Origin of the sequence: Gilliamella intestini (assembly GCF_900094935.1) — a bacterium.
GTDB lineage: Bacteria > Pseudomonadota > Gammaproteobacteria > Enterobacterales > Orbaceae > Gilliamella > Gilliamella intestini.
Genome location: NZ_FMBA01000068.1, coordinates 1 through 7,998, shown reverse-complemented (window position 1 = coordinate 7,998; position 7,998 = coordinate 1). Strand labels below are relative to the sequence as shown.

The window sequence follows — 7,998 nt, the reverse complement described above, 5'->3', positions numbered from 1 at the left end:
CGCATGAGGCATTAAATAACATGACACCGATTGAGTATAAAACACTAAAACAAGCAACATGATTTTCTACGTGAGTTGTGTGCTAAGTTTGGGGTATTTACATTTAAAGCTTATTTATATGATGATGCTTTGGAAAACTCAAAAAATAAAATGTATTTAATTGAAGATGACAAGGTAGAACTATTACAGTACCGAGAAGATTTTTATCAAATTCGATACTTATATAGTGTATTATTAATACTAGTTTTGTATGATTCTTATTGAGTTAATAGGATAATGTATATGTTTTTCAAAAAGTTTTGGAAAAAATCATCGCCTGATATTAAAAACATACCAAAAGAGCAACAAAGCTCACAAGATCATTTAAGTACGATGATTCGAGATTTTTGGCAACAGGTAAAAAATTCTGAACAATCTCTTAATGAACTTGATATTTTAGATATAATGAAAAATATTAATAATCTATTAGATGAAAATCAGTTAGATGTCATTGCTGAAATTACTGTAGGGGATACTAAGAAACATAAAATTATTTTTACTGCGGATGGAAAAATTGAACGCTTCGAATATGTAATAGAAATTTCCCGACAAGCACCTGATCTTCAGTTTTTCGAAGTAGAGGCATTTCGTCAGCGCATTAATAATGTAGATACATTTGTTATAAAATCTAAAGAGAGTTCTTTTTCATTAGGTGCAACTGATTTATTAATTCAATACAAAGAAAGTTGTCGTAAAATATCTATCGGTATTATGTTTGCTAAGACAGTCCCTGAAGAGATGATAAAACAGGCAGAAACGATGGCATTAATCTATCTCGATCATCTATTAGGTGAATATAATTTTGCTGTTAGAGTAGAAGCTGTTGAGTTTTTAAAGATCGATCAGAGTGCTACCACAATTCCTGCTAACCAATTTGTAACTATTTTTGATCGGTTATGGAAAGAAGATTTAAAACATACCGGTATATTTAATATTCAAGAAGATCAATGGATTGTATTCGAATTAACAGATCTTAAAATGTTAGTGCATCGTAATGAAGCGGCTAATTCTTTGTTAGGACATAAAAATTATTGTTATGCACTTAATGTTATAGTTGATATTGATAGTAAAGAGACACTTTCACTTGTTTATGAATTAGAAGATGCTATTAATCTTGTTTTACGTGCTGATGAGCGAGGAATTCATTGCCAAAACAGTTTTAGTAAAGGTGTAAGAAATATGCTATGGTATGTAGGAAATAAACAGTCAATACTCCAATTAGTTAAACAAATAACAAACCGATATAATACATTATCAGTTAAAATTGAATGTAAGTTTGATCCTTTTTGGTTACAGTACTTACGCTGGGTTGAATGTTATCAAGCATAAAAAAGTATCTATGATTAATGGATACTTTTTTGCACAATAATTATTGTAGCATGGATATTGAGATACTGTAACTATCACCTAAAATAGTACAACCCAAAAGTAGAAAATTCTCTATGATAAGAGTAAAAGAGAATTTGAATATGAAAAAGATGACAAAATACCAAATCGTATTGATATTAAAAGAAGCAGAAACTAGCGTTCCTGTTAAAAAGCTTTGACGTATCCGATTAAAGCGGGTGATTTAATGGGGCATATTGGTCATAACCAAAATAAAGGTATACTCAAAAGCAAATATTCTAGTTTTGAAGATTTGCCATTAGGTGAAGGTTCAGATAAAGAATTTTGTCCTCATTTACATGTTGAATGTTTCACCAGTGAAGACTTGCCAAGCTATATCACTCAAACGCAAGCAGAAGCGAGTAAAATCCCAGAAGAAGACAAAACGTTTGTTGGCATAGCGAAACAAGCCAAACTACTAGAAAAAGAAACTGCATCAGATACGACAGTGGGTAAACCTTATGCAAAGACCAAAATAAAGATACTAAGTCAAGACGTTAAGGTTGTCTGGTTACAGATTAAAATTTATTCATCAGAAACAGAAAAAAGACATTATGATAGGGAGACACTGTTATTTTTGCAGTTGTGATTCATAATGCGTTAGGATTGCTTGGCGGTTACTGGGGAGGACGTTTGTGTGGTTTTGATGAATCAACCTGCAGAACCATTTCACTTGAAGTAGGAATGCAAAACTCTGCCCTTGCAGCTACTTTAGGCACTACCTACTTTTCAGCTTTATCAGCTCTACCTGCTGCAGTATTTTCTGTTTGGCACAATATTTCAGGTTCATTACTGGCTGGTTATTGGCAAGGTAAACCAGTAAAGAATAAGAAAAAATCCAATCATTAACAAATAATATTGTAAAATAGCATTCATCAGCTCTCTTTCTTAATCAACTCTAAGTAAGAGAGCTTAATTTTCTGAGCTTATATCCAACCGCTCCACTAGCATTTAAATTAATTTTAGGCCAAATTAAAATGAATAGCGAATTACAGTTACCACCGTTTGTCTATCGCATATTACCGTGGATTGCGGCGTTTGCATTCTTTATGCAATCACTTGATACCTCGATATTAAATACAGCCCTCCCCACTATGGCTAACGACCTCAATGAGTCCCCATTAAATATGCAATCAGCCGTGATAAGTTATGCTTTGACCCTTGCATTATTTATTCCTGTTAGTGGTTTTTTATCAGATAAACTTGGCACTAGAAATATTTTTGTCATGGCCGTTTCACTATTCACACTGGGTTCATTACTTTGCGCTTTATCTAATTCATTAATTTTTTTAGATATATCACGAGTGATCCAAGGTGTTGGTGGCTCGATGATGGTGCCTATATCACGTTTAGTATTGATAAAATCTTTTAAGCGTAGTGATTTTTTAGCTGCTTTAAATACTGCCACGATTCCTGGATTAATTGGCCCTGTTTTAGGGCCAGTATTGGGAGGATATCTAGTTGATATGGTAAGTTGGCACTGGGTGTTTTTTATTAATTTACCCATTGGTATTTTAGGTATAATAATTAGTTGGAAATACATGCCTAACTTAAAAGGCCAACACATGCCTTTTGATCTATTAGGCTTTATATTTATTGTTATTAGCTTTATTAGCGCCACTTTGAGTGTAGAGATTTTAAACCAAAATCAGAAATATTATTGTCCATTACTACTTGCGACAATTAGTCTACTTTTTTTATTTATTTATCGTGAATATGCAAAAAAGAAACAAACTCCATTATTCCCACTATCGCTATTTAAAATCCGTACGTTCAAAATAGGAATTATCGGAAATTTAATTTGCAGATTAGGTATATCAGGAGTGCCTTTTCTTATTCCACTATTATTACAAGTGGGATTTGGTTATTCAGCTATTTTTGCCGGCATTATGTTGATGCCAATGGCCATTGCTTCAATTTGTACTCGAATCTTTATTCCGCGTATTTTAGCACGTTTAGGTTACCGTTTCGTACTAGTTACTAATACAATTTTAGCTGGCATAATGATTATTTTAATGTCCGTATTAAATTTATCGACACCACTTATTCTTATCAGTTTATTGCTATTTTGTATCGGTGGAATCAACTCCATGCAATACACAGCCATGAATAGCATAACCTTAGCTAATCTAGAAAACGACAATACAAGTAGTGGAAATAGCTTAATGGCAGTAAATCAACAATTAGCAATTAGTTTTGGTACCGGATTGGGTGCTGTTTTATTACGCTTAATTAGCAACACAACAGGTACTATTCACGCATTTCAGTTAACATTTGTTATACTTGGTATGATTACCGTTTTATCAAGCATTATTTTTGCACAATTAAAAAAAGAAGACGGGCAAAATCTAACCAATCATCAGCAAGAAATAAGGAGATAAATCTATGTTTCAGTACCAAATCATCCCAGTTACAGCTTTCCAAGAAAATTGTAGCATCATTTGGTGCGATCAAACCATGGAAGGTGCATTTATTGATCCCGGAGGTGAACCCGAACTGCTTATAAAAGCGGTTGAAAAGCTAGGCGTTAATATTAAGCAGATTTTATTAACCCATGGACATTTGGATCATGTCGGTGCTGCAACTATATTGGCTAAACATTATGATGTGAAGATTATTGGACCAAGCCAAGAAGATGAATTTCTATTAACAAGTTTACCACAACAAAGTACACAATTCGGTTTTCCTTATACTGATAGCTTTTTGCCTGATCGTTGGTTAAAAGAAGGTGAGCAGATTCAAGTTGGTAATATTAGCCTTGATGTACTTTTTTGCCCAGGTCACACTCCGGGACATATTGTTTTTATTAACCATTTGGATAAGCTGGCTTTTGTCGGCGATGTATTATTTAAAAGTAGTATAGGAAGAACTGATTTTCCACGAGGCAACCATGCGGATTTAATTTCATCAATCACTAACAAATTATTACCACTTGGGGATGATTTTATTTTTGTACCAGGGCACGGACCTATGTCAAGTTTTGGTCATGAACGAGTTAGTAATCCTTACTTAGTTTAAGTAACAAATTATTTTAATTATCACACTCATTATTTAGAGTGTGATAAAAATATCCTATATCTCACTCCAATGTAAACCAATTAAAAATAAAAAAGTTTACAATAACAATAATCGCGCTATTATAGTTCTACTATTTATATAAAAGGTAGAAAATAATGAAACTTCAACCGACTTCGTATTATCCAACATTTATCACGACACTGATAAATTTATCTTCTTGGCAACGTAAATTATTGGTCACTACCAGTGCAGCATTACTTTTAGGATTAGCCGCTAACATTAGTATTCCAACTTACCCTGTTCCATTTACATTACAATCATTGGCTGTATTGCTAATTGGTGCTTTTTTAGGTCGTAAACTAGGTGCATTGGCAATAATCCAATACCTTGTTTTAGGTGCGATTGGGTTACCGCTATTTGCCAATGGTAGTGGTGGAATTATGGCGTTAGCATCACCATCTTCAGGTTACTTATACGGCTATGTATTTAGTGCCTATTTAGCAGGATTTGCAGCAGAAAGAGGTTATGATCGTCACTTTATTTTAGGTTTAATTGCATTCGCTTGTGCGCATCAATTGTTATTTGTATTTGGCGTTGTCTATTTAATGGGCTATTTACACATCACGCTAATTGATGCTTTAAAAGTGGGTTATCTGCCATTTGTTGGTGTGGATGTGCTTAAATTTATTATTGCAACTTGTGTAATGTTTTCGCTATGGCGTTATCGTGCTAAAAAACAATAATATCCAATGTGGAGATATTATCTTCCAAAGCCTAAAAAAAAATAATGCTTTTAATGGCGCTGTAAGCCTTTCAGGTGCAGTGCCAAAGATAGATGAAATAACCAAAAGTATTAATCATGTTGGTTTATATATTGGAAATAATACCGTTATTGAAGCAACACAAAACTATGGCGTGATTGAACAATCGTTGACTAATTTTATTTGTGCAGCTAAGCACAATATCATTGGTAGAATCCATGATTTAGTTGTTATTCAAAATGCATTAAGACGGGTAAAGAAATGCTTGGGTTCACCTTACAATCACAGCTTTCATCCCTATGCAGATGGGTTTTATTGCAGTGAACTAATTACTTATGCCTTTAAAACTGAGCAAGGTAATGATTATTTCGCATTATATCCAATGAATTTTAAAGATTTAGCGACAAATGAGATTTTATCTTATTGGGTTGATTATTATCGCGATCTAAATCAGATTATTCCACAATATGAACTAGGATCGCACCCACAGCAATTACTTAGACAACGCCATTTATTCAAGACAATCCTAACACTTGAATGATAATAAAAGGAGGAAATTTTACACAAAAAAATATTTAAAATAATTTAACTATTGACATAACGCCATTAAATCTATAATATGCGCGCTACATTTCGGTTCCTCCATAGTTCAGTCGGTAGAACGGCGGACTGTTAATCCGTATGTCACAGGTTCAAGTCCTGTTGGAGGAGCCAACTTTACGTTTTATCATATTCCAAATATTTTATATTTGTTCATAACTAAATAACCCTTAACTAAACTTATTTAATTCATTTATCTTTTATCCTATTTTTAGGAAAGTAACTACGAAACAAGGTTTATTAACGCCCCTGCATAACTCACCTTTTGTGTTATAAAATAACTTAAATATCAGATTAAATAAAAGACTATTGCTCCTTATTGCAAACAAGCGCAGCAATAATCTGCTATTAACTCCCTCACCCTCACCAAAAAAGTAGGCAAAAGCCGCTCTATGATATAAACAAAAATCATAGGAGACAAATAGCATGGTCAAAATTTAGCATTAATTCAAAAAATATAAGTTATTTTGATATAAAATTTAGTCATTTTTAACAAAAATGTACCGATTTACTGAAACCTATTAGGTTATTTTAAGCCCCTTGCTTTGCACACACGAAACAACTGAAGCAACAAGCTGTGACTTGCCAACCATAACCAATTGATCCATCAATATTAAAATGATCTTTAGCTTCAAATTGAATCTGGTTAAAGTAATTCAAAATTTCAGTATTTAAATCTGGCAAAATTCCATTATACCAAACTCCACCATAATAATTATCATTACCACCTCCCCACAATAAGGCATGATCAATAGTTTTCGTTAATTTTGCTTTTTGTTCACTACGATGAACTTTTATTAATGGTGAATTAAATGTAGGGAAAAGCTGTTCTATCTTCACATTTTCCCCAACTAAAATTAGCATCGAAGCAAACTCACCTTCATTTTTAATAGGAATAGAAAATAGATGCGTATTTATAACTAAAAGCAACTCATCATCATGAGCACGATCATCTAACCATGTTTCTATAAATGTAGATGAATTAACTGGATTTTCAATTTCAAAACTAACTGGATAAGAAATCATTTTTCCTAACGTCATCATCCATAATGTTTTAATTTTGTCGTTTGGAATTTCAGCCTCAATAAATAATCGAACATGCAAATTTTTTTGATCTAAAACTGTTGAAAATTTAGTTTTGTATTCTTTTTCAAAATGAGTCAAAATTAATTTCAAGCGATCATCAAATCTATCAGATGTCATATCACCAAATGCAGATAAAGATGTATGGGGAATAACAATACCACTATTAGGGTGTAATTTACTTGTAATGATAAAATCATTATTAATTAAGGCATTGGCGTTTCCTGTATCGCCTTGTTCGGTTATAAGCGAAAAACCTAAAACATATAATCCTCGCTGTCCATAATTAATCAGTTTTTGTTTGCGCTCTTCTATACACAAATTCCACTGTTCAACATGAATTACACGGTTACCATATAAAAAAGCACCGTATAAAAATATAAACAACCAAGAAACAAAAGGAAAAGCAAAAAGACCTGAAATAAATAGTATATCTGATATGTCGTAAAAAAACTGAGTATAACTGTAATGATACAACCAAGTAAAATAAACACGATCAGCAAAATACCCCAAAATAAAAGATTCATTTTTTTAGCTTTAGGTAATGGGGCTGGCAGTGATGTTAAATCGATAGACATTAGCTTTTTCCTACCTCGGATAATGATGAGATTAAAGAACAACCACAACTGCTTTTATGACCATCTAAAGCGACTTGCTTACCTTGAATGGTAAAAGTTGAGTCACCTTCAATAATAGGATTAATACCATGCCCTTTTATTGAGCAGCTAACCAAATCGCCAACTAGAGCAACAGGTTTGCCTAAAACTGTCATTGTCGATGAAGCGGTAATTACTTTTCCTCCATGATCTGTCAAATCGCCTAACCGAATAACTCCGCGTAATTTACTCATTTTTCATTTTCCTTTATTTTTTATATTATTAATTTCCTACCTGTTGATATTGTGCATCAATTTGTTGATACGCTTCAAGCGAGCTCGCTTTGGATTTTTTGTCGATTTCTTCTGGCCAATTGACTTTGATGGGCCATGTAAACTCTTCTTCTGGCATCAATTCTCGATCCAAATTATTATCCGAAAACGCCATATAGCTATTTATCCACATCCATTCGTAATAGTTTAAACTGCTATAGGCTGCTAGTAGAAAGTGGTCAA

The 7,998-nt window shown here is 33.0% G+C and carries 8 protein-coding genes, 1 tRNA gene and 2 pseudogenes; 8 read left to right on the top strand and 3 right to left on the bottom strand.

From position 1 onward, the window contains the following. Positions 1 to 282 precede the first annotated feature (282 nt). From GA0061080_RS11490 to GA0061080_RS11455, 8 genes and pseudogenes are all read left to right on the top strand, one after another. Positions 283 to 1,368 (top strand): DUF695 domain-containing protein, encoded by a 1,086-nt coding sequence (locus tag GA0061080_RS11490; protein WP_091125813.1) that lies wholly within the window; start codon positions 283 to 285, stop codon positions 1,366 to 1,368. A gap of 214 nt (positions 1,369 to 1,582) precedes the next feature. Then, positions 1,583 to 2,014: a hypothetical protein gene (locus tag GA0061080_RS11485; protein WP_091125812.1), complete on the top strand. Its 432-nt coding sequence runs from the start codon at positions 1,583 to 1,585 to the stop codon at positions 2,012 to 2,014. Then, a pseudogene (locus GA0061080_RS11480) lies at positions 1,987 to 2,274 on the top strand (bile acid:sodium symporter family protein); the annotation flags it as partial. The gene GA0061080_RS11485 and the pseudogene GA0061080_RS11480, both read left to right, overlap by 28 nt. Positions 2,275 to 2,402: 128 nt before the next feature. Beyond that, complete coding sequence (locus GA0061080_RS11475; protein WP_091125810.1) at positions 2,403 to 3,806, top strand: DHA2 family efflux MFS transporter permease subunit; 1,404 nt, start codon at positions 2,403 to 2,405, stop codon at positions 3,804 to 3,806. A gap of 4 nt (positions 3,807 to 3,810) precedes the next feature. After that, positions 3,811 to 4,443 carry an MBL fold metallo-hydrolase gene (locus GA0061080_RS11470; RefSeq protein ID WP_065561679.1) on the top strand — a complete coding sequence of 211 codons (633 nt, stop codon included), beginning with the start codon at positions 3,811 to 3,813 and terminating at the stop codon, positions 4,441 to 4,443. A gap of 155 nt (positions 4,444 to 4,598) precedes the next feature. Continuing rightward, complete coding sequence (locus GA0061080_RS11465) at positions 4,599 to 5,186, top strand: biotin transporter BioY (RefSeq protein WP_091125808.1); 588 nt, start codon at positions 4,599 to 4,601, stop codon at positions 5,184 to 5,186. Continuing rightward, complete coding sequence (locus tag GA0061080_RS11460) at positions 5,170 to 5,745, top strand: YiiX/YebB-like N1pC/P60 family cysteine hydrolase (protein ID WP_167349237.1); 576 nt, start codon at positions 5,170 to 5,172, stop codon at positions 5,743 to 5,745. The genes GA0061080_RS11465 and GA0061080_RS11460 overlap by 17 nt, the downstream gene beginning before the upstream one ends. A 97-nt stretch (positions 5,746 to 5,842) precedes the next feature. Then, positions 5,843 to 5,918, top strand: a tRNA-Asn gene (locus GA0061080_RS11455). 417 nt (positions 5,919 to 6,335) lie between these two features. On the opposite strand, the gene GA0061080_RS11450 is transcribed toward GA0061080_RS11455, so the two are convergent. From GA0061080_RS11450 to GA0061080_RS12665, 3 genes and pseudogenes are all read right to left on the bottom strand, one after another. Beyond that, on the bottom strand, positions 6,336 to 7,400 hold the full coding sequence (locus GA0061080_RS11450) for a KPHS_23130 family T6SS system protein (RefSeq protein ID WP_091125805.1): 1,065 nt from the start codon (positions 7,398 to 7,400) through the stop codon (positions 6,336 to 6,338). 64 nt (positions 7,401 to 7,464) lie between these two features. Further along, the gene (locus tag GA0061080_RS11445; RefSeq protein ID WP_091125801.1) at positions 7,465 to 7,737 is read right to left on the bottom strand and encodes a PAAR domain-containing protein; all 273 of its coding nucleotides are present in this window, start codon (positions 7,735 to 7,737) and stop codon (positions 7,465 to 7,467) included. Positions 7,738 to 7,765: 28 nt separating this feature from the next. Beyond that, positions 7,766 to 7,998 (bottom strand): annotated as a pseudogene (locus tag GA0061080_RS12665) (hypothetical protein); the annotation flags it as partial.

Bases quoted from the DNA above. Each gene is read 5' to 3' on its own strand.
- GA0061080_RS11490 (WP_091125813.1), top strand. From the start codon at position 283: ATGTTTTTCAAAAAGTTTTGGAAAAAATCATCGCCTGATATTAAAAAC.
- GA0061080_RS11470 (WP_065561679.1), top strand. From the start codon at position 3,811: ATGTTTCAGTACCAAATCATCCCAGTTACAGCTTTCCAAGAAAATTGT.
- GA0061080_RS11445 (WP_091125801.1), bottom strand. From the start codon at position 7,737: ATGAGTAAATTACGCGGAGTTATTCGGTTAGGCGATTTGACAGATCAT.
- GA0061080_RS11465 (WP_091125808.1), top strand. From the start codon at position 4,599: ATGAAACTTCAACCGACTTCGTATTATCCAACATTTATCACGACACTG.
- GA0061080_RS11475 (WP_091125810.1), top strand. From the start codon at position 2,403: ATGAATAGCGAATTACAGTTACCACCGTTTGTCTATCGCATATTACCG.